This window comes from Saccharopolyspora hirsuta (genome assembly GCF_008630535.1).
Classification (GTDB): Bacteria; Actinomycetota; Actinomycetes; order Mycobacteriales; family Pseudonocardiaceae; genus Saccharopolyspora; species Saccharopolyspora hirsuta.
This window is the reverse complement of sequence record NZ_VWPH01000006.1, coordinates 49,400-74,484: the sequence shown is the minus strand read 5'-3', so window position 1 is coordinate 74,484 and position 25,085 is coordinate 49,400. Positions and strand designations below refer to the sequence as shown.

Genomic DNA, 25,085 nt, shown 5'->3' with positions numbered 1-25,085 from the left:
CAATTTCAATCGAAATTGCGGACGTCACCACCCCTCGCACGGCCGTGGTGAGGTTCACCGGGCCCCAGTGAGGTTCACCGGGCCTTGGTGAGATTGTCCCGGCCTTGGTGAGGTTCGCCGGGGCTTGGTGAGGTTTTGGTTTGGTTGGGGTGGGGTCAGGCTGCTGGGGCGAGGGTTCTGGTGGGGGTTGCGGCCGGTTTGGGGCCGAAGACCGCTGACATCGGGCGGAGGAGGGGGAACTGGTCCCGCAGGACCACCACCTGCTGGTGCATCCGGTTCAGGTCGGGGTTGGCGACCAGTTCGACCACCGCTTCCACGACGTGGTCGGTGATCATGCCGAAGCGGACCGCCGCGTCCACGAGCTGGGCCCGGACCCGGCGCAGCACCGCTGCGTCCGCGCCGCTGGCCGTCAGGCCCCGTCCCAGTTCGGCGAGTGCTCGGACGTTCGGGAGCTCGGCGTCCATGCGGCGGACCACCGCCTGCAGGTTCTGGCGGGCTCGGGTCGAGGACACCGCGTCGACCGCGCAACCCGCTCGGTGCACCGCCTGCTCGCAGCGGCGGACGTCGTGCAACCAGGGGTCGGGCGGCTGCGCCTGGGCGGGCGGCGGTTGGACCGGTTGCGGGACCGCGACGGGGGCGGGCCGCCGTCTCCCGGTGCGGGCCGCCAGCACCACTCCGGCCCCGCACCCGCCCGCGACCAGTGCGATCAGCACCTGCACCCAAAATCCGTCCACGTCGGGTCGTCCTTCCACTCGGCCGCGAGCAGCCGTCGAAACCGGTGTCCTCGCCCGCGGACACCGGTCCGACGCCGTGCGCCGAACCCGGGTTCCCGAGCTCCTCCGGATCACTCTGCTCCGATCCCCCGCGGAGGTCTTGGGGAAAAGTACTCAATCTCACCCGGCACCGTGCCTGCGTAGCCGGGCGGCGGGGCGGAAAACGCCGATTTCGCGCGAAACCGGCGTTCCGCGCGCGGGGAGGGCACCGGTTTCGCGCGAAATCGCCCCGGTCGCCGTCGGGGCTCCCGGCGCTGTTGGGTGCGGGCCGCACCGGCGGGTCAGCCGGACCTGGCCAGGTACTGCATGTCGGCCACCAGGAACTCGAAGTCGCCGGTGTGCACCCCGTCGCGGCCACCGGGGCGGGCGAACACGCCGAAGTCGGCCGGTTCCGGGCGCTGGAGCCGGGCCACCGAGAAGACCTCGTCCAGCACACCGCCCACCTGGTCGCGCACCTGCGCCGGGTCGACCCCGCAGCCGAGGTCGGCCAGCCGGGCCTCGACCGGGTGCGGGACGAACAGCTCCGCCGTCAGCGGCCACACCCGCTGGATCCCGGCCGCCATCCGGCGCGCCGAATCCCCGTCCGCGTCGCCGAACCGGATCACCCACTGGGCCGCGTGGTCGCGGTGCCGCGCGAGCCGGTTCAGCGAGCCCGCCGCCAGGGCGGCGAGCACCGCGTCCCGGCTGCCCGCCAGCCGCTCGAACACCGCGTGCCGCCACGCCGCGAACAGCAGCAACCGGGCCGCGGTGGCGGGAAAGTCGCCGCCCGGGCCGGGACCGCAGTCGATCTCGACGAGCCGGACGTTGCGGAAGTCCTCGGCCGGGCGGAAGTAGGCCAGGCGGTCCTCGTCCCGCCCCGCGCCCTCGACCTCGCCCGCGCGGTGCAGCAGGATCCGCGCCTGCTCCAAGAGGTCCAGCGCGATTCCGCCGAGTGCCGCGGACTCCTCGAGCTCCAGCGCGCGGACACCCCACTCGCTCAACCGGTGCGCGAGGATCAGCACGTCGTCGCCCAGCATCGCGCAGTACTGGGAGAGTTCAGCGGCGAGCACCCCGCCCGGCACCGATCGATCCACAGTGGACATCGATGGCGCACCGAGCACCCACTGCTGCACATCCGCTGCGCCCGCTCGCGCTTCCCGGACGTTCATCATGGCGACCTCGCAGCCCGGGGCCGACTCCCAGCGCCGGGGATCCGACCGCACTGGCGTCCGTCGGGGCAGGTCCAGTGTCACACCACCCGACCGGGTTAGGGAAGCCTGCTCCCCAGCTCCCGCCGCACGCAGTCCGACCACAGTTTCAATTGAAACTGCGGTCTCACCGAACGCCGAAGGACGCGAACAGGCAGCCCGGGCTGCGGAGAACCTCCGCGATTTCAATGGAAATCAGAGGTCTGATTTCCATTGAACTTGTTCATCCTGCCCGTGGACCGCAGCTGCGAAGGGCGACCGGCACCGGACGGCAGGTGTCGCATGCGCCGCAGGCGCATAACCCACCCTCGCAGCTCGCACCGCCGCGGGTTCTCAGCGTTCGCCTGGCGAGGACGGCCCAACTGCCGTGTATTGGCATACATCAAGTTGGGCACCCGGAGTCCAGGCGGGCGCTGAGGTTCCGCCACCGGCACCGCCACCCAGAACGAGGTTGGAAAAACCTCATTGAACTTGTTCATCCTGCCCGTGGACCGCAGCCGCGAAGGGCGAACTGCACCGGCCGTCAGGTGTCGCAATGCGCCGCAGGCGCGTAGCCCACCCTCGCACCCCGCTCCGCCACGCAGGACGAGGTTGGGGGAACCTCGTGGAAATCGCGGGACAACAGCCCCTGGACGACGCCGCCTCAGCGGTTGGCCGAGCGGCGGAAGAGCCAGTACAGCGGCAGCAGCACCGCCCACACGACCGCCAGCATGCTGCCCACCGGCAGCAGCGACAGCATCGCGTTGCGCCCCGCCACCCGCACCAGGTCGGGGTTGCGCGAGTCGAACTCCACCCGCACCAGCTGCCCGGTCTGCAGGTCGGCCGGGTACAGGACGCCGTTCGGCGGGATGTAGACGCGGCCCTCGTCGGTGTTGAAGCGCACTGCGGTCCGGGTCAGCGAGGTGTCGACCACCTCCGCGACCGCCTCGCCCTTGGACTCCTCGATGGTCCGGTCGTTGATGAAGCAGGCGATGATGATGGACACGCCCATCGCGGTCATCAGCACGCCCAGCACCAGGACACCGCGGGCGGCGCGCAACCAGCCCTTGCGGCGCGCCGGTCGCGCAACCGGCTGGTCACCTTCCGTGCTGGAACCGGTCACCGAGTCGGCCGCGTTCGCTGCCACCGCGTCGCTCGCCACGGTGACCGATTGTAAGCGCCCCGCCGTCGCGGGCCCGCGCGGCTTCGGGGGCGTCCGCCTCCTCGAGCCCGCCGCATACCCTCCAGGAGTGGCGACTACATCGCGGCTGCTGGTGGCGCGGACCCGCCGGCTGGAACCAGGTGACCCCCGACACGACCGCCCGCTGCTGGAACTGCTGCCCGGCGGGTCGGCGCTGAGCTGGGTCCGCGACGGCGCCGGACTGGTCGGCTGGGGCTGCGCGGCCCGCCTCGACGTGGCCGGTCCGGACCGCTTCAGCCAGGCCGACGCCTGGTGGCGGCAGCTGTGCGAGCGGACCGAGGTGCTCGACGCGGTGGGCCTGCCCGGCTGCGGCCCGGTCGCGTTCGCCAGCCTGGCCTTCGCCGACGACCCCGGGGACTCGGTGCTGGTGGTCCCCGAGGTCGTCATCGGGGAGCGCGACGGGGTGCGCTGGATCACCACGATCGGCAACGGTCCGGCCGAGCCGGTCGACCCCGAACCGGTCCACCCGCCCGGCACCGTCTCCTACGGTGACGGGCAGCTCTCCGCGACCGGCTACCGGCAGGCGGTGGCCGAAGCCGTCCGCCGGATGCAGCAGCCCGACGGCCTGGCGAAGGTGGTCCTCGCGCACGACCTGCTGGCCACCACGTCGGAACCGCTGGACGCGCGGTTCCTGCTGCACAACCTGGCCGCCCGCTACCCGTCGTGCTGGACCTTCGCGGTCGACGGGCTGGTCGGGGCCACCCCGGAGCTGCTGCTGGAGCGGACGGGCTACGAAGTCCGCTCCCGGGTGCTGGCGGGCACGATCTGGCCGCGCGAGGGCCACAGCACCGAGCAGCTCGCCGCGGAGCTGCTGTCGTCGGAGAAGAACCGCAACGAGCACGCCTACGCGGCGGAGTCCCTGGCCGTGCGGCTGCGCCCGTTCTGCAGCGACCTGACCGCGCCCGACGAGCCGGAGGTGCTCCAGCTGCGCAACGTGCTGCACCTGGCCACGAACGTCGAGGGCAAGCTCAGCGACGCGGACGGCCGGGTGGCGACGCTCCTGCGCATGGCCGCCGCGGTGCACCCGACGGCGGCGGTCGGCGGCACGCCCACCGCGGACGCGGTGCGGCTGATCAGCGAGCTGGAGGGGATGGACCGGGGCCGCTACGCGGGGCCGGTCGGCTGGTTGGACGGCAGCGGCAACGGCGAGCTCGGCGTCGCCCTCCGCTGCGCCCAGGTGGAGAACGCCGCTGCGCCCGGTGGGGAAACCGGCCGCAGCGGCGGCAAGGTGCGGCTGTTCGCCGGGTGCGGGATCGTCCCCGACTCCGACCCGGACCTGGAGGTCGCGGAAGCGGAGGCGAAGCTCCTCCCGGTCCGCGAAGCCCTGGAAGGCCTCCACTAAGCGGCGAAGCTGCTTCCAGCGGTAAAAACCGCCACCGCGACGATCGAGCGAGTTCTCAGAGGCTTTCTCGCGAGGACAGCCCGTTTGCCGTGTACTGGTCCCCGTACACGAAAACGGGATCCCGCAGCGAGAAAGCCCCTGAGGTTCCGCTTACCCGCACCGCTACGCAGAACGAGCCTGGAAATCCTCGACCGGTCAGTGATCGTGGTGCAGGAGGGCGTGGGTTCGGTCGAGCTCCGCCACCGCTGCGGGCGGGGCGGCCTGGATGCGGAGGGCGCTGGCGGGGACTCCGGTGGCTTCGCCGACCGGGGGCTTGCCCTTGGTGAACAGCCAGGCGTTGAACAGGTCGTCCAGCTGCTTGCCGGACTTCTGCTCCGCGAGCTGGATGAACTCCTCGACCGTGCCGGTGCTGTACTTCTTCTCCGCCACCCAGGTGCGGACGATGTCGAGCAGGACCTCGTCGCCCACCACGTTGCGCAGGGCTTGCAGCGTCATCGCGCCTCGGTCGTAGACCGCGCCGTCGAACACCGCTTCCTTGCCCGGGTCACCCGGCGTGACCTGCCAGAACGGGTCGTCGGCCGGGTACTGCGCGTAGTAGTGGTCGAACAGCTCCTGCGCGGTGCCGGTGCCCTGTGCCTCCGACCAGAGCCACTCCGCGTAGGACGCGAAGCCCTCGTTGATCCAGATGTTGCGCCAGGTGTCCACCGAGACCGAGTCGCCGAACCACTGGTGCGCGAGCTCGTGCACCACCACCGAGGTGTTCGCCCCGTCGCGGAAGAACAGGTGGCTGTAGGTGGGCCGGGTCTGGTTCTCCAGCGCGAAGTTCATCCCCTCCGAGGACACCAGGCCGCCCTGCGCCTCGAACGGGTACTCGCCGAGCACGCCGCTCAGGAACTCCAGGACCTCCGGGGTGCGCTCCACGCTCGCCTTCGCCGGGCCTTCGAGCTCGCCGAGCCCGTCCGAGTAGGCGGAGACGTAGGGCTGCCCGAACGCGCCGGTCCGCTGGTTGATCTCGTACTGCCCGGCGCCGAAGAACGCCAGGTAGGTGGCGGTCGGCTTGGTGGTGCGCCACTTCCAGGTGGTCCACCCGGCCAGGCTGCTCCGGTCGGTGTTCACGCCGTTCGCGACGGCCTCGGTGCCGTCCGGCACGGTGACCGAGATGTCGAAGGTCGCCTTGTCCCGCGGGTGGTCGTTGCCCGGGAACCACCAGGCGGAGATCTCCGGCTGGCCGACCGCGAGCGCCCCGTCGGAGGTGCGGATCCACGGGTTGAGCCCGTCGACCTCCACCGTGGACGGCACGCCCTCGTACTCGACGACGAAGGTCGCCAGGCTGCCCTCCGGCAGCGTCTCCGCCGGGGTCACCGTCAGCTCGGTGCCGTTCTGGGAGAACTGCGCGGGCAACCCGTTGACCCGCACCGACTTCGGCGTCAGCGCGAAGTCGAGGTTGAACGCGGTCAGGTTCTGCGTCGGCTTCGCGACGATCGTCGTGGTGCCCCGCAGGTGGTCGTCCGCGGGCTGGTAGCGGACCTGGATGTCGTAGTGCGAGACGTCGTACCCGCCGTTGCCGTAGCCGGGGAAGTACTCGTCGCCCGCGCCGGGCGCACCAGGTCCGTCACCTCCGGCCAGCGCCGGGGGTGCGAAAAGCGCTGTCGCACAGCAGGCCGCGGCCACCGCTCGCAGGCCGTGTCGTCGGAACACCTGCCACCTCCTCGAAAATCGTGCTCCGGTCGGAGCCTAGAGAAGGTCGTGACCAGCGGGCGGGTTTTTCCGTCGGCACGTTTTTCCCAGAGTGCCGCGGAATCCGCGAATCACTCCGACGGGGCCATCGCGAGGTGCTGCCAGCTGCGCGAACCGGCCGGGACCGGTCCGGCACCGGCCGTCCCACGAGCTGGGAAGCGGTCAGCCCAGCAGCGCGGAGCGGACGGCGGTCTGCAGGCGCTCGTGCACCGACCGCAGCGCGGCCCGGTCCGCCTGGACCTCGACCACGCGCAGCCCCGGCCGCCACTTCAACGCCTCGACGAACTCGGACTGCTGGTGCACCAGCTGGTGCTCGACGCCGTGCGCGGCGCAGAGCTGCCCGAGGTCGGTGCCGTGCGGCGTGCCGAAGATCCGCTCGAACGACTCGCGGTGCTCCGGGCTGCCCTGCTCCAGCAGCGAGAAGATGCCGCCGCCGTCGTCGTTGAGCACGACGATCGTCAGGTCCGGTCGCGACTCGTGCGGCCCGAGCACCAGGCCGTTGTTGTCGTGCAGGAAGGTCAGGTCGCCCAGCAGCGCGTAGGCCGGTCGCCCGTGGGCGATGGCCGCGCCGATCGCGGTCGAGATGGTGCCGTCGATCCCGGCCACGCCCCGGTTTCGGTGCACGACCACGTCGGGCCGCTGCCGCGCGGCCAGCGCGACGTCGCGCGTCGGGTTGGACGAGCCCAGGACCAGCAGCGCGTGCTCCGGTAAGGCGTCCACCACCGATCGCGCCACCACCGGACCGTTCGGCCAGCGCTCCAGGTCCAGCGCGGCGTGCAGCGCGGCGGAGGCCTTCTGGTCGGCCTGCTGCCAGCTGGTCAGCCAGTCCGGGTCGGCCGGGGTCGCCGTCGGGCCGAAGGTGTCCGCGACCTCCCGCAGGTTGTGCGCGGGCGCGGGCCAGTCGACCCCGCCGTGCGCCAGCAGCACCTCCACCCCGGTGTCCGCCAGCAACCGCTGCACCTGCCGGAACACCGTCGGCCGCCCGACGCACAGGACCTGCTCCGGCCGGTGCTCCCGGAGGAACTCCGGCAGGCCGAGCAGCCACATCCCGGTGCTGATCACCGCGGAGCCGGGCACGCCCACCGCGCCGACCTCGGACAGCACCGGCCAGCCGTACCGCTCGCCCCACTCCCCGGCACCGTCGACGCCCGAGTCCGCCGCCAGCACCAGCCCGTGCCGGGCGCGGACGCGGGACAGCTCGCTGGGCACCCGCCCGAGGTCGGAGCCGTCGGTCCACCGCGCACCGTCCGGGCGCCCGTCCAGCGACTCGCACCAGTGGTCGTCCCCGGAGGGCACCAGCGGTTCCCGGAACGGGAGGTTCAGGTGCACCGGGCCGCCCCGGACCTCGCCCCGCGCCGCCTGCCAGGCGCGGCACACCTGGCTCCGCCAGTAGGCGTTCTGCCCGGGCCGCTCCTCGGCGACCGCGAGCTCGTCGAACAGCCGGACCTCGGAGCCGAACAGGCGGTGCTGGTCGATGGTCTGGTTGGCGCCCGCGGCCCGCAGCTCCGGCGGCCGGTCCGCGGTCAGCACGATCAGCGGCACCCCGGAGTGGAACGCCTCGCTGACCGCCGGGTGCAGGTTCGTCGCCGCCGTCCCCGACGTGCAGGCGACCGCCACCGGTGACTGGGCGCGCGCGGCCAGCCCCAGGGCCAGGAACCCCGCGCTGCGCTCGTCGATACGCACGTGCAGCCGCAACCGCCCAGCGTGGTCGGCCTTGTGCAGTGCGTAAGAGAGAGGTGCGTTGCGGGATCCCGGGGAGAGCACCACCTGCCGCACCCCGTTGCGGACGAGCTCGTCGACGATGACCTCAGCCTGAGCCGTGGACGGATTCAACCCATCACCTCTGAACCTCGTTGGCGGACCCCGGCGGAGCAGTCCATGCTCCTCCTCGCCGTGGTCCGCGCAGGTGCCGGGCTGCTGCGGGGAGGCCCCCGCGCCGAGCACTTGCTGCGCCTATTGTCCCAGGTGTGCAGAATCCCCGTGTCTCTGAGCTGTTCGATCCGGCTTCGTGGGAGCCCGTGGCGGGCTTCGACTTCACCGACATCACCTACCACCGCTGCGTCGAGGACGGCCCCGGGAAGGGCACCGTGCGCATCGCGTTCGACCGTCCCGAGGTGCGCAACGCCTTCCGCCCGCACACCGTCGACGAGCTGTACCGCGCCCTGGACCACGCGCGGATGACCAGCGACGTCGGCTGCGTGCTGATCACCGGGAACGGCCCGTCCGCCAAGGACGGCGGCTGGGCGTTCTGCTCCGGCGGGGACCAGCGGATCCGCGGTCGCTCCGGGTACCAGTACGCCGACGGCGAGACCGCCGACACCGTCGACCCGGCCCGCGCCGGGCGGCTGCACATCCTGGAGGTGCAGCGGCTGATCCGGTTCATGCCCAAGGTCGTCATCGCGGTGGTGCCGGGCTGGGCCGCGGGCGGCGGGCACAGCCTGCACGTGGTGTGCGATCTCACGCTCGCCAGCGCCGAGCACGCCAAGTTCAAGCAGACCGACGCCGACGTCGGCAGCTTCGACGGCGGCTTCGGCTCGGCCTACCTCGCCCGCCAGGTCGGCCAGAAGTTCGCCCGCGAGATCTTCTTCCTCGGCCGCCCCTACACCGCCGAGCAGGCGCACCAGATGGGCATGGTCAACGCGGTCGTCCCGCACGAGGAGCTGGAGACCACCGCGCTGCAGTGGGCCCGCGAGATCAACGGCAAGTCCCCGACCGCCCAGCGGATGCTCAAGTACGCGTTCAACGCCATCGACGACGGACTGGTCGGCCAACAGCTCTTCGCCGGTGAGACCACCCGCCTCGCCTACATGACCGACGAGGCCGTCGAGGGCCGCGACGCCTTCCTGCAGAAGCGCACCCCGGACTGGTCCGCCTTCCCCTGGTACTTCTGAGCCGGACGGCCCCCGAGCTCCGCCCGCGCGGCCGTTCGGCCGCGCGGCTCCGGGGCCGGGGGTCGCGGGACCACATCCGGAGCCCTCGCCCGCGCGAACCCGACCACCGTCGGCTGCGCGCACCAGCACGATCAGAACCAACATCGGCAACTCCTCTCCAAGCGCGTACCCACTAGATCGACCGGCCGGTTCGAACACTTGATCGCTAGAACAGGTGATCGATGCCGGGAATCACGCGGGCGCCGCTCGCGAGCCGACCGACAATGGAGCGCATGTCGAGATCCCTGCAGCCGCTGCCCGTGCCGCCGGGAGCGGGCGCGCTGGACGTCCTGCCCGCGCTGGAGCGGGCGCTGAACGGCGAGGGCCCGGCGCTGCTCCCGGTCCAGGGGGGCGACGGCAGCCTGACCGAAGCGCTGGCAGGGCCGTTGACCAGCGCAGAGGACTCCGCCGAGGATCCGACGGCGCTGGTCATCGCCACGTCCGGCTCCACCGGCGCCCCGAAGGGCGTGCTGCTGGCGGCCTCCGCGCTGCGCGCCTCCGCCGAGGCCACCCACCGCAGGCTCGGCGGGCCCGGCCACTGGCTGCTGGCGATGCCCGCGCACCACATCGCCGGGATCCAGGTCCTGGTCCGGGCGCTGCTCGCGGGCACCCGCCCGGACGCCGTGGACACCGCCGACGGCTTCCGCCCGGACCGCTTCGCCGCAGCCGCGCAGCGCGTCCTCGCCGCGGACGGCCCGCACTACACCGCGCTGGTGCCCACCCAGCTGTCCCGGCTGATCAACGCAGGCGGGGACGGTCTCGCCGCGCTCCGAGAGTTCGACGCGGTGCTGCTCGGCGGTGCCGCGACCCCACCCGCGCTCCTGCGCCGGGCCCTGGACGACGGCATCCGCGTGACCACGACCTACGGCATGAGCGAGACCTCGGGCGGGTGCGTGTACGACGGGCAGCCGCTGGACGTCGCGGAGGTCCGCGTCGACGGCGAGACCGGGCCGGTGCTGCTGAGCGGGCCGATGCTGGCCCGCGGGTACCGCCACCGGCCGGACGCCGCCGCGTTCACCGGCGGCTGGTTCCGGACCGGCGACCTCGGCCGCTGGCAGGACGGGCGGCTGGAGGTGCTCGGGCGCGCCGACGACATGATCATCACCGGCGGGGTCAACGTCGCCCCGCTGCCGGTGGAACGGGTCCTCACCGAGCAGCCCGGCGTCCGCGAGGCGTGCGTGCTCGGCGTCCCCGACCCCGAGTGGGGGCAGGCGGTGGTCGCCGCGGTCGTGCCGACCGACCGGGACCGGCCACCGGCCGAGCCGGAACTGCGCGCCGCCGTCCGCGCGCGGCTCAACGCCGCCGCCGCGCCGAAGCGCTTCGCCTTCCTCCCGGAACTGCCGCTGCGCGGCCCGGGCAAGCCGGACCGGCGGGCGCTGGCGGCCCTGTTCCGGGGCTGATCCGGGGGAGGCTGCCACGAGCGGGTGACCCCGGTGCGCGAAGATGGCTCACATGGCGACTGTTGCGCAGTGGATCGAGGGAGCTCGGATCCGCACCTTCCCGAACGCGATCGCGCCGGTGCTCGCCGGGACCGGCGCCGCCGCGGGGGTCGACGGGTTCGACCCGCTGACCGCGGTCCTCGCCCTCCTGGTCTCCATGTTCCTGATCATCGGGGTGAACTTCGCCAACGACTACTCCGACGGCATCCGGGGCACCGACGACGACCGGGTCGGCCCGTTCCGCCTGGTCGGCTCCGGCGCCGCCCGGCCGGCCGCGGTGCGCACCGCGGCCTTCACCTGCTTCGGGCTGGCCGCGGTCGCCGGTCTGGGCGTGCTCTTCCGCAGCGGCCAGTGGTGGATGCTCGCGATCGGCGCTCTCTGCATCGCCGGTGCCTGGTTCTACACCGGCGGGAAGCGGCCCTACGGCTACGCCGGGTTCGGCGAGCTGGCCGTGTTCGTCTTCTTCGGACTGATCGCGGTGCTGGGCACGATGTACGTGCAGGCCGGGAAGATCACCGGCTTCGGCATCGGCGCCGCGGTGGGCGTCGGCGCGCTGTCCTGCGCGGTGCTGGTGGCCAACAACCTGCGGGACATCCCGTCCGACCGCGTCACCGGCAAGCGCACCCTGGCCGTGCTGCTCGGCGACCGGGACACCCGCACCCTCTACGTCGCGCTCGCGCTGGTCCCGTTCCTGATCACCGTGCTGATCGGGCTGCGGAACTCGTGGGTGCTGCTCGGTTTCGCCGCGCTCCTGCCGCTCGTCGTCCCGCTGCGCGCGGTGATCAGCGGCGCGCAGGGACGTGCGCTGATCCCGGCGCTGCGCGACACCGGCCTCGCGATGCTGATCTGGGCGGCCGTCACCGGCGGCGCCCTCGCCCTCGGCTGACGGCGAAACGGCCCGCCCACCGGTGGTGGACGGGCCGTTCGCGCTGGTCGGTCAGGCTCGCGCCTTGCGGCTGCCGAGACCGAAGACGCTCACCGCCAGGAACGGACCGGCGGCGATGACGGCGGCACCGATCTGCACCACGCGGTTCTTGGCGAACAGCTCGTAGCTCGTGACCTCGGAACCGACCCGGATCTTCACCGGGGTCGTGCACGACATCCGCGCCCCGCCGGAGAACCACGGGGTGACCGGGTCCACGTACCGGCGCCCCTCGGCGCGGTAGGTGGAGATGTCGCGCGCCTCGCCCTCGTCCGGCACGACCTTGCACACCGCGGACTTGTTGCTCTGCGTGCTGGTGATCAGCATCGGCTCGCCGTCCCAGCGGTAGTACGGGCCGGTGGAGCCGTCCGCCGTGTCCGCCTTCGCCAGCGAGGTGCCGCTGAACATCGCCATGCCCAGGAGCACCGCGAAGACCGCGGCGACCAGGACGCCCCAGCCGATGGTGATGCCGATCAGGGTCTTGCGGTTCATAGTCGAATCACTCAGTCCCTCACCGCAGGAACGAATCCGGCGGTTCGTCGTCGTAGGTGTCCTCCGGCGCGCGGTTCGGGTCGTTGTTGATGACCGTCGCCGCATCGTATCCGGCGTCCAGCAACTCCTTGGCCTGCTGTGCGTTCTCCACGCTCTTGGCGAACGCGGCCTGGACCGATTCGTCGTGCAGCGCCTCGCCGCTGGCGATGTCCTGCCAGGTGAACTCGCCCGCGTCGATGCGCGCCTGCAGCGCCGCGATCTCCGGCGGGGCCTGGCCGGAGCGGATGCGCTGTTCGATGTCCTCGATCTGGTCGTCGGTCAGCTTGATCTCCGGCAGCTCCGCCTCGTACCGGCTGACCCGGTCCAGCACCTCCTCGGCCTGGCGCATGCGCTCCTCGAGCATCGCCTCGGCGTCGCGGATCTCCGGGGTCTTCCAGTCGTCACTCACGTCGCGTCATCCTCCCGATCACAGGCTGCCGGACGCCAGCGTCTGGTAGCCGCCGTTGCCGCCACCGGACCCCGTGCCGCCGTTGTCCCCGCCGGAACCATCGCCGTTGCCACCGTTCCCGGTGCCGTTGCCGTCGCCGTTCCCACCGTTGCCGTCGCCGTTCCCGCCGGTCGTGGCGTCCTTCACTCCGGTCGTCGCGTCCTTGACGCCCGTCGCGGAGTTCTTCACCCCGGTCGCGGCTTCGGACACCGCGGTGACGTCGTCCTTGGCCTGCAGGCCGATGTTGACCGCGTCGCCGAGGCTGTTGGCGTCCTTGATCTTGGCCAGGTTGGTGCCCGCGTTCTTGATCGACTCGACCAGCTGCACCACCGAGTCGTACATCTGCTGCAGCGCCTCGAAGAGCTCCAGGATCGCCATCACGATCTCGACGCACTTCTCGACGTTGCGCACCACGTTGGCCCAGCCCGCGACCGGGATCCACCCGGTGGCCGCGGTCTCGATCAGCCGGTCGACCAGCTTCTTGATCAGCTCCAGGGCCTTGTCGGTCATCTTCCGCGACATGTCCGCGGCCTTCTGGAAGCCCTGGCCGATCAGCTGCGCCAGCATGGCGTCGCCCTCGAGCGCCACGGTCCAGGTGGAGACCAGCAGCGTCTCGAACGCGATCGCACCGGAACCGTCCCAGCTCTCGCGCAGATCGCTGATGCCCTGGTTCAGGTTCTTCCGGATGGCGCGCAGCGCGTCGCCGACCTGCCCCCAGGCCTCGGCGTTGGTCTCGATCTTCGAGAAGTCGCCGGTGATCGGCGAGATCAGCGTCTCGATGAGGTTCTGGCCGGTGACCTTCTCGTAGACCCAGTTGACCGCCTGCACCTGCCAGCCGGCGTCCTCGATCGCCTGCTTCTGCGATTCCGCGTTGCTCTGGCTCGGATCCGCCGTGAGGACCCCCATCGGGTCTTCGGCGTCTGCGAACGATGCCATTCCCGTCCTCCTCAGATCTTGATGTCGTCGAGCTCGGCCTGGATCTTCTGGAAGACCCCGACGATCTTCTGCTCGATCTCCTCGTACTCCGCGGAGGCGTCAGCCAGATCTTCCTTGACCTTCAACAGCGCGCTGTTGGCCCACTCCAGGGTTTCGCCGTACAGCGCGGTCACCATTTCGACGACCGGGATCAGCACCATCATCAGGCCGGTGAACCCGCTGGTGTCGGACGCGGTGTTCTCCGCCCACTCGTCGATCTTCTTGAAATACCCGGCGTTCCGCTCCAGAAGACCTTCGAAGGCCTTCATCTCCTCCGGAATCGCCTTGAGGTTTTCGGCCATCCGAACCCCCGACTCGTCCCCACATCAGTTCGGAACGATTCGACGACACCCGGCGGCTCGGCGTTCCCCGAATTGGTGGACTCGTTCTCCAGTCGTGACAAGCAGCGGCCGAATTGACCGGTTCCACCCGGCGGCAGGCCGGTCTAGGACCCCGGGCGCACAGCGGATTCCGGGGCTAGCCGACCAGTGCGGGCAGCACGTACTCGGCGACGCGCTTCGCCACGCCGCAGTCGTCCGAGTCGGCTTCCGCCGCGGTCACCGAGATCTGCAGGGTGGCACCGGCCGCACCTGCGTAGATCGTGCAGTCGCTGGCGCGCAGCGTCCTGGTGCCGCGGGCCGCGCCCAGCTCGACCTCGTCCCGCCCCAGCTCGGCGAAGCCCTCCCGCTGAGCGCCGATCAGCACCGAGCGGCCGCCGGAGCGGGCGTCGAACTCGCAGCCGCGCACCGGCGGGTCGAAGCCGAGCTCGCGCGGCCGTCCGGGCTCCACGGCGAAGGCCAGCGCCTCCAGGTCGGCGGGGTCGGCCAAGCGGCAGATCTGCTCGCCGGACAGCTCTGCGAGGTGCGCGCGCTGCTCCGGGGGGATGTTCCGGGTGATCGAGGGCTCCGCGGACTCCGTGGACGACTCCGCCGTCGAGGTCTCCGACGTCGACGGCGTCCCGGCCGGTGGCGACTGCTCGGAAGCGCATCCGGTGACCGCGGTGAGCAACGCCACCGCAGCAGCCCAACGCCAAAGCCTCACCGGCACCAAACCTCCCTAAACCGCCCGGAACTCGCCGGTCGCGTGGAAGTGCTCCAGCACCGCGCGCGGCGCGTCGAGGTCCAAACCGCGGGCCGAGACCCACTCGTCGTCGTAGTAGGTGTTGGCGTACCGCTCACCGCCGTCGCAGAGCAGCGTCACGATGCTGCCCCGCCGACCGGCCGCGATCATCTCCGACACCAGGGCGAACACGCCCCACAGGTTGGTCCCGGTGGAACCGCCGACCCGCCGCCCCAGCACCTGCTCGACGTAGCGGATGGTGGCGATCGAGGCCGCGTCCGGGACCTTGATCATCCGGTCGATGGCCTGCCCGACGAAGGACGGCTCCACCCGCGGGCGGCCGATGCCCTCGATCAGCGAGCCGCGATCGCTGGTGCGGTCCGGATCGCCGTCCCGCCAGGCCTCGAAGAACACCGAGCACTCCGGGTCGACCACGGCCAGCTCGGTGCGGTGGCACCGGTACCGCAGGTAGCGGCCGATGGTGGCGCTGGTGCCGCCGGTGCCCGCGCCGACCACGATCCAGCTCGGCTCGGCGTGCGGTTCCAGCGCCAGCTGCTCGAAGATCGACTCGGCGATGTTGTTGTTGCCGCGCCAGTCGGTGGCCCGCTCGGCGTGGGTGAACTGGTCCATGAAGTGGCCGCCGAGCTCGGCGGCCAACCGGCGCGATTCGGTGTAGATCGCGCCCGGCTCGTCCACGAAGTGGCAGCGGCCGCCGTGCCACTCGATCAGCGACACCTTCTCGCGGCTGGTGGAGCGGGGCATCACGGCGATGAACGGCAACCCGAGCAGCCGGGCGAAGTAGGCCTCGGACACCGCCGTGGAACCGGACGAGGCCTCGATCACCGGCGTGTTCTCGGTCACCCAGCCGTTGCAGATGGCGTAGAGGAACAGCGATCGGGCCAGCCGGTGCTTGAGTGAACCCGTCGGATGTGTTGACTCGTCCTTGAGGTAGAGATCGATCCCCCACTCCGCGGGCAGCGGGTAGCGCAGCAGGTGGGTGTCCGCGCTGCGGTTCGCATCGGCCTCGATGATCCGGACCGCCTCGCTGGTCCAGGCCCTGGTCCGCGCGCAGGAGCGATCGATGCTGCCGACCATCCCCGGGTTCACCCGGCGTCCGTGGCGCGCTCACCGCGCAGCTGCGCCATGAGCTCCTCGCGGCGGGCCTTGCGCACCGCGGCCCGCTCGGCCATCCCGACCGCCACCCGGCGCCGCAGGTTGCCGAACACCAGCAGCGACAGCGGCATCACCACCACGACCGACACCGCGAACGCCACCAGCGCTGGCACGGTGACCAGCATCAACAGGAAGGCGACCACGATCACCATGGAGAACCGGGCGACGGTGTACAACGCGATGTCACGTGCGAGGGTCGACTTCGCCCCCTGGGTCGCGGGTTCGGGCTGCTGTTCCTGCACGTCACCAGGGTAGAGCAAGGGATCGCGCGGCCGTCCCGCGCACCCGCCCGAAGCGCCGTTTTCGTCCCTTACCTTCCCTTTACCTAAACCCAAATGTTCGAGTACCTGGCCATCGAGGTGCCAGGATGCGACCGGATTGCCCGAATGACCATCTCGCAACGTGGAGGTCACCTGTGACCGCGACGACCCAGCAGCCGCGCCAGAACGGCCAGGAGCAGCTCCTCACGCCCGGTGAGGTCGCGGCGCTCTTCCGGGTCGACCCCAAGACCGTGACGCGGTGGGCCACCGCCGGCCGGATCGGTTCCATCCGGACCCCCGGCGGCCACCGCCGCTTCCGCGAGTCTGAGGTTCGCGCCCTGCTCGCCGAGCTCACCAACGACGTCAACCGCGCGGTCTGAAGCACGCGCACGACTTGTTCCGAGCTCCGCTCGCCAGCGCCCCTCGTCGGCGAGTGCTCCGGACGCAGATCTGAAGAGCGCCCCGCGGTCGGCGGGTCCAGGTGGCGCCTCGTCGACGGCGAGGCATCACCTGGGCCCGCCCCAGCGCGGCTACCTGCGGCTCCGACAGCCGGGCCTGGAATTGGCTAGTCTCGGGTGAGCGGCAGAGTTGGAGGTGGCCTGATGATCTACGTCCTGGCAGCGATCGGTGCGCTCACGATCGCGGTGCTGATGTGGAAGGCGTTCGGCCCCGTCGCGACCGGGCCGGACCGGCCTCGTTCCCGGCAGGCGCCGATCGCGCCCGACGACGACCCCGACTTCCTGCGCCGGTTGGACGAGCAGCGGCGGAAGTCGCGTCCGGCGGAGGACGAGTGACCGAACGGCACCTGCCCCGGCAGGTGCCCCCGGTCCGCTGATCAGCCCTGCCGGTTCCGGCCGGGCGCGTGCGGGAAGTCGTCGGCCACCGTCGCGGCCAGCTCCAGCAGCGCCATCCGGGTGGACGCGCCGAGCTGGTCCAGCTCGACCTCGGCGCCCTCCTCCAGGTGCGGGTCGAACGGGATCTTCGACACGGCGCGGCACCGCGAGCTGAAGTGCGCGGCCAGCTTGTCCACGTCCACCTTGCCGGAGGCCGGGCGCACCGAGTTGATCACCGCCACGGACCGGGCCACCAGGTCGCCGTAGCCGTGCGCGTCCAACCAGTCCAACGTGGCCGATGCGCTGCGCGCGCCGTCGATCGAGCTGGACGAGACGATCACCAGCGAGTCGGCGAGGTCCAGCACGCCCTTCATCGCGGAGTGCATCAGGCCGGTGCCGCAGTCGGTGAGCACCACGTTGTAGAAGTGCTCCAGCATCGTGACGGTGCGCCGGTAGTCGTCCTCGCTGAACGCCTCCGAGACCGCCGGATCCTGCTCGCTGGCCAGCACTTCCAGCCGGGACGGGCCCTGCGAGGTGTAGGCGCGGACGTCGCTGTACTTGCGGATCCGGTGCGCGTCCCGCAGCAGGTGCCGCACCGTCGCGGTGGTCTCCAGCGGGATCTTCTGCGCCAGGGTGCCGCGGTCCGGGTTCGCGTCCACCGCGATCACCCGGTCGCCCCGCAGCGAGGAGAACGTGGAGCCGAGGGTGGCGGTCGTGGTGGTCTTGCCCACGCCGCCCTTCAGGCTCAACATCGCGATCTTGTAGCAGCCCTGCAGCGGCTGGTTGACCCGGGCGATCAGCTCGCGGCGGCGCCGGTCGGCCGGTCCCTCGCCGAGGTTGACAGTCTTCCCGGTGGCCAGGTAGACGGCCTTGCGCCACCCGGATTGGGGAGACCGTTTGGTCTGCCGAAGCAGCTGAGCGGACGAGAGGTCCTGGCCGAACGGCTGATCCCCGGGGCCGCTGTTCGGGGCAGCCTGGGGGTATGACGAGAACGACTGCTGCGGACCGGGTTGCGGTCCGCCCTGCGGATTCTGCGGCGGGTACTGCTGAGCGCCGGTCGGGTACGGGCCGGACGGCCCGCCGGACACCGGCGGGTACGGACCGGAAGGCCCGCCCGAGACCGGCGGGTACGGACCGGACTGTCCACCGGAGACCGAGTACGGGCCCGACTGCGCGCCCGGGACCTGGTGCGGTCCCGACACCTGCGGGTGCGGGCCGGACGCAGTCGGGTCGGGGAAGTAGGCCTGCTGCGGCCCGGACTGGTTCGGGTCGGCGTAGCCCGGGGCCGCGGGCGCACCGCCCGGGTAGTACGGCTGCGGCGCGTCGCCGACCGGGTTCCCGGACTGGTCGACCTGCGACGGGTCGACGTACGACGGAGTGGGGTGCGCCGGCCGGGTTTCCGGCTCGACGTACTGGCCGTCGGGCGCCGACCCCGCGCTGCCGGACTCGACGTCCGCGCCGTCGGCCTGCGCCGCGGTGGTCCCCGCGTTCCGCCTCGCTTCAGGCTCTTCGTACTGTCCGGTCACCGTTGCCGTCCCTCCCACAATCGAGCCGGGCCCTGCCGGACCGAATCGAGAACTCCCCGTCTCCGCAAGGCACGGTAGTCGCAGGGAGACCCACCAGTCACCGGGGGTGGGCGGTCGAACCCCCCGGCGCCGTTCGCCGACCGGGCGCGAATTGCGCAGGTGGCGGACTCCGCACGCCGGAACCCGCCGCGCACGGCGGGTTCCGCGCCGCGCCCCGGAGGGCGCTGATCATCCGCTCACAGTCCAGCGTACGAGTGAAGACCGGCGACGACGATGTTGACGAAGAACAGGTTGAAGATCATGACGGCCAGGCCGAGGATGTTGATCCACGCGGCGCGCACCCCGCGCCAGCCCGCGGTGGCGCGGGCGTGCAGGTACGCGGCGTAGACCACCCAGGCGACGAAGGAGCAGGTCTCCTTCGGGTCCCAGCCCCAGAACCGGCCCCAGGCCGCTTCCGCCCAGATCGCGCCCGCGACGATGGCGAACGTCCACACCGGGAAGATGATCACGGTGGCGCGGTAGGCGACCCGGTCCAGCGCCTGGCTGGTGGGCAGCCGGGAGCCGACCTTCACCATCTTCAGCGGGTTGTTCTCGTACCGGCAGCGCACCAGGTACAGCAGGCTCGCCACCCCGGCGAACACGAAGACACCGCTGGAGATGATCGCCGCGGCGACGTGGATCACGATCCAGTAGGACTGCAGCGCCGGGATCAGCGGCGCCGCCTGCGCGTACAGCACGGTGCCGGACAGGAAGAGCAGCACCACCACCGGCAGCATCAGGAATCCGCCGAGCCCGCGCAGCTGGCTCGGGGTCGCGTCGCGCCGAGCGGTGCGCGTCTGCCGGAACAGCACGACCAACCAGGCCACCACCGCGGCCAGGCAGATCGCCGAGCCGAACTCGTACATGTTGCCCCACGGCACCCGGCCGGTGGCCAGACCGCGCAGCAGCAGGGAGGCGAAGTGCACCACCGCACCGAGCAGCGTCATGGCGACGGCCATGCCGCCCAGCCGCTCGGCCATCGGCCGCTTCTCCGGGGCGGGCACGTGCCCGACGACCGGCGTCGAGGTGGCGTCCGAGTCGCCGCCGGCGCCGACCAGCGCGGCCTCGCGGCTGCGGGCGACCGTTGCGACGCGACCCCGGGAGAACTCCGCGAAGTACAGCAGCATCGCCAGGATGTAGACCACCACCGAGGTGGCGTAGGCCATGTCGCTGTAGGTCGACAGCGTCTGGTTGACCGGCATCAGCTCTTCCTTTCGCGCGCGGGGCCAGCGGCCGCGCGGGACTTCGGCGAGTGGGCGACCCCCGTGCCGAGGAGGTCGGCGGCGAGCCTGGTGAACTCCTCGCCGTAGCCAGCTTGATCGGTGCGGGCGAGCCCGCCGACTTCGACAACGGTACGTGCGGAACCGGACCCGTCCTGGTCCGGGTGCGGCACCGCGCGGACCCACACCCGGCGGCGCTTGATCATCAGCGAGGTGCTGATGCCGAAGATGACCAGCACCGAGAACAGCAGCACCCACGGCTGGAACGGGTCGTGCGACACCTGCAGGTTGGCCCAGCGCTCGACGCCGTCGAAGCGGACCGTGGTGCCGTCGTCGAGGCGGATCTCCTCGCCGACGCGCAGGTTCTGGCGGGCCACCCGCTGGAGCCTGCCCTGGTCCACCATGGACTGGTCGACGCCGAAGATCGACTGGCCGCGGCCGGAGTCGAGCCCGAGGTCACCGCGCATCACGTCGACCGCCGCGGCCGGGTCCAGCAGGTCCGGGAACCGGGAGCTCAGCACCGCGCCGTCGAACGCGGCGGTGGGCGCGAACAGCCCGGTGACGGCGATCTGGCTCCGGCGGCGCTGCTCCTCGTCGAGCACGCCGGGCGGGTCGAACTTGGTCGCGCCCTGCGAGAGCATCGTCGCCGGGTCGGCGGGCTGCCACTGGATGACGTCGGTGCGCTGCTGCCCGTCCGGGAAGGTGACGGTGAAGCGCGGCGCGTAGCCGTTGCCGGTCAGGTAGATCCGGTCGCCCGCGGTGCGCAGCGGGTGGTTGACCTGCAGCAGGTACGGCTGCCAGGTGTTGGTCTCCAGGTCCTCGCCGGACTGGTAGTGCATGTTCACCCGGTAGTCGCCGACCTGGCCGTTGGGCTGGTAGTCGATGTCGAAGTCGTCGACGCGCACGCAGAACGGGGTGAGCTGGGTGCCGTCGACGGTGAGCCCGGCGCGGAAGGAGTCGTAGTTGTAGGTGCCGGAGTTGCAGAACTCGGAGCCGTCGGCGACCACGATGACCTGGCCCTCGTAGCCGTACAGCTTGCCGCCCGCGACGCCGACCAGCAGCCCGACCAGGGCGAAGTGGAAGACGAGGTTGCCGATCTCGCGCAGGAACCCGCGCTCCGCGCTGATCGACTTCGCGCCGTCGTCCTCCTCCCGCTCGACCATCCGCCAGCCGCGCAGCCGGGTGCGGGTCGCGGCCATCACCTCGTCGACCGAGGCGTCGAGGGTGGCCGTCTCGTGGTGCGGCATCCGGGAGAGGTTGCGCGGGGTGCGGACCGGCTTGCTGCGCCACTGCTTGTAGTACTCGAAGCAGCGCGGCAGCAGGCAGCCGATCAGCGAGATGAACAGCAGGACGTAGATGGAGGCGAACCAGACCGAACCGAAGACCTCGAAAGCACCGAGCTTGTCCAGGATCGGCGCCAGCGTCGGGTACTCGGCGAAGTACCGGTCCACCTCGGTGATGTTCAGCGAGCGCTGCGGGATCAGCGCGCCCGGCAGGGCGGCCAGGGCGAGCAGGAACAGCAGCACCAGGGCGGTGCGCATGGACGTCAACCCGCGCCAGGTGTTGCGCAGGAAGGCCAGCGCCATCTTCAGGTAGCCGCCCATCAGAGGATCGTCTCGTATCCGGCGATCGGGCCACGGAGCAAGGCGATCAACTCTCCCCACAAACCGGTGACGAGCAGCAGGCCGACCACGACCAGCAGAACGCCACCTGCGATCTGGATGGCACGTCCGTTCCGCCGCAGCCAGCCCGCGCTGCGCAGCGCCCACCGCGCGCCGAGGGCCAGCAGCACGAACGGCAACCCCAGGCCGAGGCAGTAGGCGGCGATCAGCAGGACGCCGCGCCCCGCGGTCCCGGACGAGGACGCCTCGGTGGCGACGGCGAGCGAGGCCACGCCCGCCAGCGTCGGGCCGATGCACGGCGTCCAGCCCAGGCCGAACACCGCGCCCAGCAGCGGAGCCCCCCAGATCCCGGCGCGCGGCACCCGGTGGATGCGGACGTCGCGCTGCAGCGAGGGAACCAGCCCGAGGAACACCAGCCCCATCGCGACGGTGACCACGCCACCGATCCGCTGCAGCAGGAGTTCGTTGGCCAGCAACGCGTCGGACAGGCCGAGCAGCAGCATCGTCCCGGCGACGAAGACGACGGTGAACCCGGCGACGAACAGCAGGGCGGCACCGGCAACGCGCCAGCGACCGCTCCGCGAGAGCTTGTCCTCGCTCGCGTCCACCGGCGGGGTCTCAGCGCCCACGACTCCGGCCAGGTAGGCCAGGTAGCCGGGCACCAGCGGCACCACGCACGGCGAGGCGAAGCTGACCGCCCCGGCGAGCACCGCCACCGCGGCCGCCAGGAGAAGCGGGCCGGACTGGGCGAGCTCGGTGGGGTTCACACTTCGAGGGTAGGAAAGTCAAGACCACGACCCTGCACCGGGCTCGGTGAACCGGCCCACATCGTGCCTGGTGATGGCCTTGCTCACAGCCGAGAACGCCCCACCAGGGCCATTGGTCCCGCAATTTCAGGACCGCCGGTCCCCACCACGGCGCCAGGCACCCGCCGCTCACCACACCGCAGTTTCAGTTGAAACTGTGCATCACCGGCGTGTCGGGCACCGGACACGCCGACGGGGTGTCGGGATTCCCGCGATTTCAATGGAAATCGGACCTCCGATTTCCATTGAAATTGTTCATCCCGGTCTGTGGACCGCAGCCGCGAAGGGCGAACTGCACCGCTCGGCAGGTGTCGCATGCGCCGCAGGCGCATAACCCACCCTCGCAACCGGCACCGCCGCGGGTTCACGGTGCCCACCCCTCCGGGGTTCCTTCCGGCGAGGACGGCCCTGACGCCCTGTATCGGCTCATACACAAGTCAGGGCACCCACAGCCAGGCGGGCGCTGAGGTTCCGCCACTCGCACCGCCACCCAGAACGAGGCTGGAAAAACCTCAGTGAAATCGCGTCCGCACCCGGTCCCGCCACCCGCCAGCAACGAGCCCGGGAGCCGGTCCTCACGCCTGCTCGGCGGCGACCTTCTCCACCTCGGGGAGCAGCTCGCTCTCCAGCATCGCGGTCAGGAAGACCGCGGCGACGCGGTGCTGGCGGTCCAGGATGATCGTCGCCGGGACGGTGCTGCGCGGGAACTGGCGCAGCGCGAGCAGCGAGCGCCCGGACGGGTCGTAGATCGACGGGTAGGTCAGCCCGCGGTCGCGGTGGAAGTCCAGCGCCGCCGAGCGGCTGTCCCGCACGTTGACGCCGAGCACCTGCACGCCCTTCGGCCCGGCCTTGTCCTGCACGGCCTGCAGGTCGTCGGCCTCGGCCCGGCACGGCCCGCACCACGAGCCCCAGATGTTGAGCACCACGACCTGGCCCTTGAAGTTGTCCAGGCCGAGCTGCTCGCCCTCCTTCATGAGGTTCTCGCCGGACAGCCCGGACACCCGGCCGCGCTCGTCCGGGCTGTAGAAGAGGCGGGTCTGCCCGCCGGGCGAGACGAAGGTGAACTCGCCACCGCTGGCCACCGCGTCGTCGCCCTGCGTCGCGCAGCCGCCGACCAGCGCCACCGCCGCGGCCACCAGGCCCAGGCGTACCAACAGCTTCTTCATGCCCCTGTCACCTTCGGATCGGTTGCCCCGGCCGGTTCCACGTAGGCGATGCGCACCAGCTCCTCGCCGCGGAACACCAGGCTGGTCAGCGACGCCAGCGAGCACTGGCGCCGACGCGGGTCGTGCCACATCGGCTTGCCCTCCAGGAACCGCCGCAGCGTCCAGATAGGCAGCTGGTGCGACACGCACACCGCCTCGTGCCCGGCCGCGGCCGCGCGAGCGCGGTGCGCGGCGCCGAGCATGCGGTGCGCGATCTGCAGGTAGGGCTCGCCCCAGGAGGGCCGCAGCGGGTTCCAGAGCTTCGGCCAGTGCTTCGGCGAGCTCAGCGCACCGTCGCCGACCGAGACCTTCAGCCCCTCGAAGCGGTTCTCCGACTCGATCAGCCGCTCGTCGGTGGCCACGTCGACCTGGAACGTCGCGCCGATCGGCTCGGCGGTCTGCTGCGCCCGCTGCAGGGGCGAGGCGACCACGTGCACGATGTCGCGCCCGGCCAGGAACTCGGCGACGAGCTTCGCCTGCTGCTCACCCCGGTCCGACAACCGGTACCCGGGGAGCCGCCCGTAGAGGATCCCCTCCGGGTTGTGCACTTCGCCGTGGCGCATGAAGTGCACCACGGTCCGCTCGTCGCTCATGCGGTCGCCTCCGCAGCGGCGCGGGCGGCGTGCGGGAGGGCTTCGGCGATCACCTCGAACGCCGCGTCGTCCATCGCCGCGTTCACGAACCACGACTCGAACGCGCTCGGCGGCGCGTAGACGCCGCGGTCGAGCAGCGCGTGGAAGAACGGCGGGAAGCGCCAGGTCTGCTGGGCCTGCGCCTGCTCGTAGTTGTGCACCGGGGTCTCGCTGAAGAAGACGCTGACCATGTTGGCCGCGTAAGCGACCTGGTGCGGCACGCCCGCCTCGGTCAGCGCCGACCCGAGCAGGTCGCCGAGCCGCTTGCTGTTGCGGTCCAGCGCCGCGTAGACCTCGGCGTCGGCGGCCCGCAGGTTCGCCAGCCCGGCGGCCACCGCGACGGGGTTCCCGGACAGCGTGCCCGCCTGGTACACCGGCCCGGACGGGGCGAGCCGGGCCATCACGTCGGACCGGCCGCCGAAGGCGGCGGCGGGCAGCCCGCCGGACATCACCTTGCCGAAGGTGTAGAGGTCACCGGCCACGCCGTCGACGCCGAACCAACCGGCGCGGGAGACCCGGAAGCCGGTCATGACCTCGTCCATGATCAGCAGCGCACCGGCCGCACGGGTGATCTCGCGCAGCCCCTCGTTGAAGCCGGGCAGCGGCGCGACGGCGCCCATGTTGCCCGCCGCGGCCTCGGTGATCACGCAGGCGATCTCGTCGCCCTGATCGGCGAAGACCTGCCGCACGGCGTCGAGGTCGTTGTAGGGCAGCACGATCGTGTCGGCGGCCTGCGCACCGGTGACGCCCGGCGAGGTCGGCAGCCCGAGCGTCGCCACCCCGGACCCGGCGCTGGCCAGCAGCGCGTCGACGTGCCCGTGGTAGCAACCGGCGAACTTGACGATCTTCTGGCGGCCGGTGAACCCGCGGGCCAGCCGGACGGCGCTCATCGTCGCCTCGGTGCCCGAGTTGACCAGCCGGACCTGCTCGACCGGCTCGACGCGGTCGATGATCTCCTGCGCGAGGTCGATCTCACCGGCCCCGGGGGTGCCGAAGGACAGGCCGTGCGAAGCGGCCTCCTGCACCGCGCGGACCACGTCCGGGTGCGCGTGCCCGTTGATCATCGGCCCCCACGAGGACACCAGGTCCACGTAGCGGTTGTCGTCGGCGTCCCACAGGTAGGCGCCTTCGCCGCGAACCATGAACCGGGGCGTGCCGCCGACCGAGTGGAACGCGCGGACCGGGGAGTTGACGCCGCCCGGCGTCACGTCCTGCGCGCGGTCGAACAGCTGCCGCGACCGCGGAG

25 protein-coding genes are annotated in these 25,085 nt (G+C 71.5%); 6 read left to right on the top strand and 19 right to left on the bottom strand.

The annotated features are described in order from the left end of the window. Nucleotides 1–155: 155 nt before the first annotated feature. From F1721_RS13665 to F1721_RS13655, 3 genes are all read right to left on the bottom strand, one after another. Nucleotides 156–734 (bottom strand): hypothetical protein, encoded by a 579-nt coding sequence (locus F1721_RS13665; RefSeq protein ID WP_150067047.1) that lies wholly within the window; start codon nucleotides 732–734, stop codon nucleotides 156–158. Nucleotides 735–1,054: 320 nt separating this feature from the next. After that, nucleotides 1,055–1,855, bottom strand: coding sequence for a 1,2-phenylacetyl-CoA epoxidase subunit PaaC (gene paaC / locus F1721_RS13660; protein ID WP_246154841.1), 801 nt, complete (start codon nucleotides 1,853–1,855; stop codon nucleotides 1,055–1,057). Between the two features lie 748 nt (nucleotides 1,856–2,603). After that, complete coding sequence (locus F1721_RS13655) at nucleotides 2,604–3,101, bottom strand: DUF3592 domain-containing protein (protein ID WP_246154835.1); 498 nt, start codon at nucleotides 3,099–3,101, stop codon at nucleotides 2,604–2,606. Between the two features lie 88 nt (nucleotides 3,102–3,189). On the opposite strand from F1721_RS13655, the gene F1721_RS13650 reads away from it, so the two are divergent. Next, complete coding sequence (locus F1721_RS13650) at nucleotides 3,190–4,482, top strand: isochorismate synthase (protein ID WP_246154832.1); 1,293 nt, start codon at nucleotides 3,190–3,192, stop codon at nucleotides 4,480–4,482. A 195-nt stretch (nucleotides 4,483–4,677) separates the two neighbouring features. On the opposite strand, the gene F1721_RS13645 is transcribed toward F1721_RS13650, so the two are convergent. Both F1721_RS13645 and menD read right to left on the bottom strand, forming a co-directional pair. Then, nucleotides 4,678–6,180, bottom strand: coding sequence for a M1 family metallopeptidase (locus F1721_RS13645; protein WP_150067046.1), 1,503 nt, complete (start codon nucleotides 6,178–6,180; stop codon nucleotides 4,678–4,680). Between the two features lie 201 nt (nucleotides 6,181–6,381). After that, a complete protein-coding gene (menD, locus tag F1721_RS13640; RefSeq protein ID WP_150067045.1) occupies nucleotides 6,382–8,052 on the bottom strand; it encodes a 2-succinyl-5-enolpyruvyl-6-hydroxy-3-cyclohexene-1-carboxylic-acid synthase in 1,671 nt (556 codons plus the stop codon). A 134-nt stretch (nucleotides 8,053–8,186) separates the two neighbouring features. Here menD and F1721_RS13635 point away from each other — a divergent pair, with 134 nt between their 5' ends. From F1721_RS13635 to F1721_RS13625, 3 genes are all read left to right on the top strand, one after another. Beyond that, on the top strand, nucleotides 8,187–9,110 hold the full coding sequence (locus tag F1721_RS13635) for a 1,4-dihydroxy-2-naphthoyl-CoA synthase (RefSeq protein ID WP_150067044.1): 924 nt from the start codon (nucleotides 8,187–8,189) through the stop codon (nucleotides 9,108–9,110). A 272-nt stretch (nucleotides 9,111–9,382) separates the two neighbouring features. Next, complete coding sequence (menE, locus tag F1721_RS13630) at nucleotides 9,383–10,549, top strand: o-succinylbenzoate--CoA ligase (RefSeq protein WP_150067043.1); 1,167 nt, start codon at nucleotides 9,383–9,385, stop codon at nucleotides 10,547–10,549. Nucleotides 10,550–10,601: 52 nt separating this feature from the next. Next, entirely contained in the window at nucleotides 10,602–11,474 is an 873-nt protein-coding gene (locus F1721_RS13625; RefSeq protein ID WP_150067042.1) for a 1,4-dihydroxy-2-naphthoate polyprenyltransferase, read from the top strand. A 51-nt stretch (nucleotides 11,475–11,525) separates the two neighbouring features. Here the strand turns inward: F1721_RS13625 and F1721_RS13620 are convergent, their stop codons facing one another. The 7 genes from F1721_RS13620 to F1721_RS13590 all read right to left on the bottom strand — a co-directional run bounded on the left by F1721_RS13620 (nucleotide 11,526) and on the right by F1721_RS13590 (nucleotide 15,938). Beyond that, nucleotides 11,526–12,002 carry a hypothetical protein gene (locus F1721_RS13620; protein ID WP_150067041.1) on the bottom strand — a complete coding sequence of 159 codons (477 nt, stop codon included), beginning with the start codon at nucleotides 12,000–12,002 and terminating at the stop codon, nucleotides 11,526–11,528. A gap of 19 nt (nucleotides 12,003–12,021) precedes the next feature. After that, nucleotides 12,022–12,450 carry a hypothetical protein gene (locus F1721_RS13615; protein ID WP_246154830.1) on the bottom strand — a complete coding sequence of 143 codons (429 nt, stop codon included), beginning with the start codon at nucleotides 12,448–12,450 and terminating at the stop codon, nucleotides 12,022–12,024. An 18-nt stretch (nucleotides 12,451–12,468) separates the two neighbouring features. Continuing rightward, complete coding sequence (locus tag F1721_RS13610) at nucleotides 12,469–13,425, bottom strand: WXG100 family type VII secretion target (protein ID WP_150067040.1); 957 nt, start codon at nucleotides 13,423–13,425, stop codon at nucleotides 12,469–12,471. Nucleotides 13,426–13,436: 11 nt separating this feature from the next. Continuing rightward, nucleotides 13,437–13,766 (bottom strand): hypothetical protein, encoded by a 330-nt coding sequence (locus F1721_RS13605; RefSeq protein WP_150067039.1) that lies wholly within the window; start codon nucleotides 13,764–13,766, stop codon nucleotides 13,437–13,439. A 175-nt stretch (nucleotides 13,767–13,941) separates the two neighbouring features. Continuing rightward, nucleotides 13,942–14,478 (bottom strand): DUF3558 family protein, encoded by a 537-nt coding sequence (locus F1721_RS13600; RefSeq protein ID WP_246154826.1) that lies wholly within the window; start codon nucleotides 14,476–14,478, stop codon nucleotides 13,942–13,944. A 42-nt stretch (nucleotides 14,479–14,520) separates the two neighbouring features. Then, the gene (cds1, locus tag F1721_RS13595; protein WP_150067037.1) at nucleotides 14,521–15,618 is read right to left on the bottom strand and encodes an L-cysteine desulfhydrase Cds1; all 1,098 of its coding nucleotides are present in this window, start codon (nucleotides 15,616–15,618) and stop codon (nucleotides 14,521–14,523) included. An 8-nt stretch (nucleotides 15,619–15,626) separates the two neighbouring features. Beyond that, a complete protein-coding gene (locus F1721_RS13590; protein WP_246154823.1) occupies nucleotides 15,627–15,938 on the bottom strand; it encodes a DUF4229 domain-containing protein in 312 nt (103 codons plus the stop codon). A gap of 173 nt (nucleotides 15,939–16,111) precedes the next feature. Here F1721_RS13590 and F1721_RS13585 point away from each other — a divergent pair, with 173 nt between their 5' ends. Both F1721_RS13585 and F1721_RS13580 read left to right on the top strand, forming a co-directional pair. Beyond that, nucleotides 16,112–16,336 (top strand): BldC family transcriptional regulator, encoded by a 225-nt coding sequence (locus tag F1721_RS13585; RefSeq protein ID WP_150067036.1) that lies wholly within the window; start codon nucleotides 16,112–16,114, stop codon nucleotides 16,334–16,336. Nucleotides 16,337–16,558: 222 nt separating this feature from the next. Further along, the gene (locus F1721_RS13580; protein ID WP_150067035.1) at nucleotides 16,559–16,750 is read left to right on the top strand and encodes a hypothetical protein; all 192 of its coding nucleotides are present in this window, start codon (nucleotides 16,559–16,561) and stop codon (nucleotides 16,748–16,750) included. A gap of 41 nt (nucleotides 16,751–16,791) precedes the next feature. Here F1721_RS13580 and F1721_RS13575 read toward each other — a convergent pair whose 3' ends face one another. The 7 genes from F1721_RS13575 to hemL form a co-directional block, all read right to left on the bottom strand. Continuing rightward, complete coding sequence (locus F1721_RS13575) at nucleotides 16,792–18,315, bottom strand: MinD/ParA family ATP-binding protein (RefSeq protein WP_150067034.1); 1,524 nt, start codon at nucleotides 18,313–18,315, stop codon at nucleotides 16,792–16,794. 236 nt (nucleotides 18,316–18,551) lie between these two features. Next, entirely contained in the window at nucleotides 18,552–19,556 is a 1,005-nt protein-coding gene (ccsB, locus tag F1721_RS13570; RefSeq protein ID WP_150067033.1) for a c-type cytochrome biogenesis protein CcsB, read from the bottom strand. Then, entirely contained in the window at nucleotides 19,556–21,178 is a 1,623-nt protein-coding gene (resB, locus tag F1721_RS13565; protein ID WP_150067032.1) for a cytochrome c biogenesis protein ResB, read from the bottom strand. Before resB ends, ccsB begins: the two co-directional genes overlap by 1 nt. Then, entirely contained in the window at nucleotides 21,178–21,963 is a 786-nt protein-coding gene (locus F1721_RS13560) for a cytochrome c biogenesis CcdA family protein (protein WP_150067031.1), read from the bottom strand. The genes resB and F1721_RS13560 overlap by 1 nt, the downstream gene beginning before the upstream one ends. A gap of 614 nt (nucleotides 21,964–22,577) precedes the next feature. Then, nucleotides 22,578–23,168 carry a TlpA family protein disulfide reductase gene (locus F1721_RS13555; RefSeq protein WP_170301477.1) on the bottom strand — a complete coding sequence of 197 codons (591 nt, stop codon included), beginning with the start codon at nucleotides 23,166–23,168 and terminating at the stop codon, nucleotides 22,578–22,580. Beyond that, a complete protein-coding gene (locus F1721_RS13550) occupies nucleotides 23,165–23,800 on the bottom strand; it encodes a histidine phosphatase family protein (RefSeq protein WP_150067030.1) in 636 nt (211 codons plus the stop codon). The genes F1721_RS13555 and F1721_RS13550 overlap by 4 nt, the downstream gene beginning before the upstream one ends. After that, nucleotides 23,797–25,068, bottom strand: coding sequence for a glutamate-1-semialdehyde 2,1-aminomutase (hemL, locus tag F1721_RS13545; RefSeq protein WP_387510893.1), 1,272 nt, complete (start codon nucleotides 25,066–25,068; stop codon nucleotides 23,797–23,799). The genes F1721_RS13550 and hemL overlap by 4 nt, the downstream gene beginning before the upstream one ends. Nucleotides 25,069–25,085: the final 17 nt, after the last annotated feature.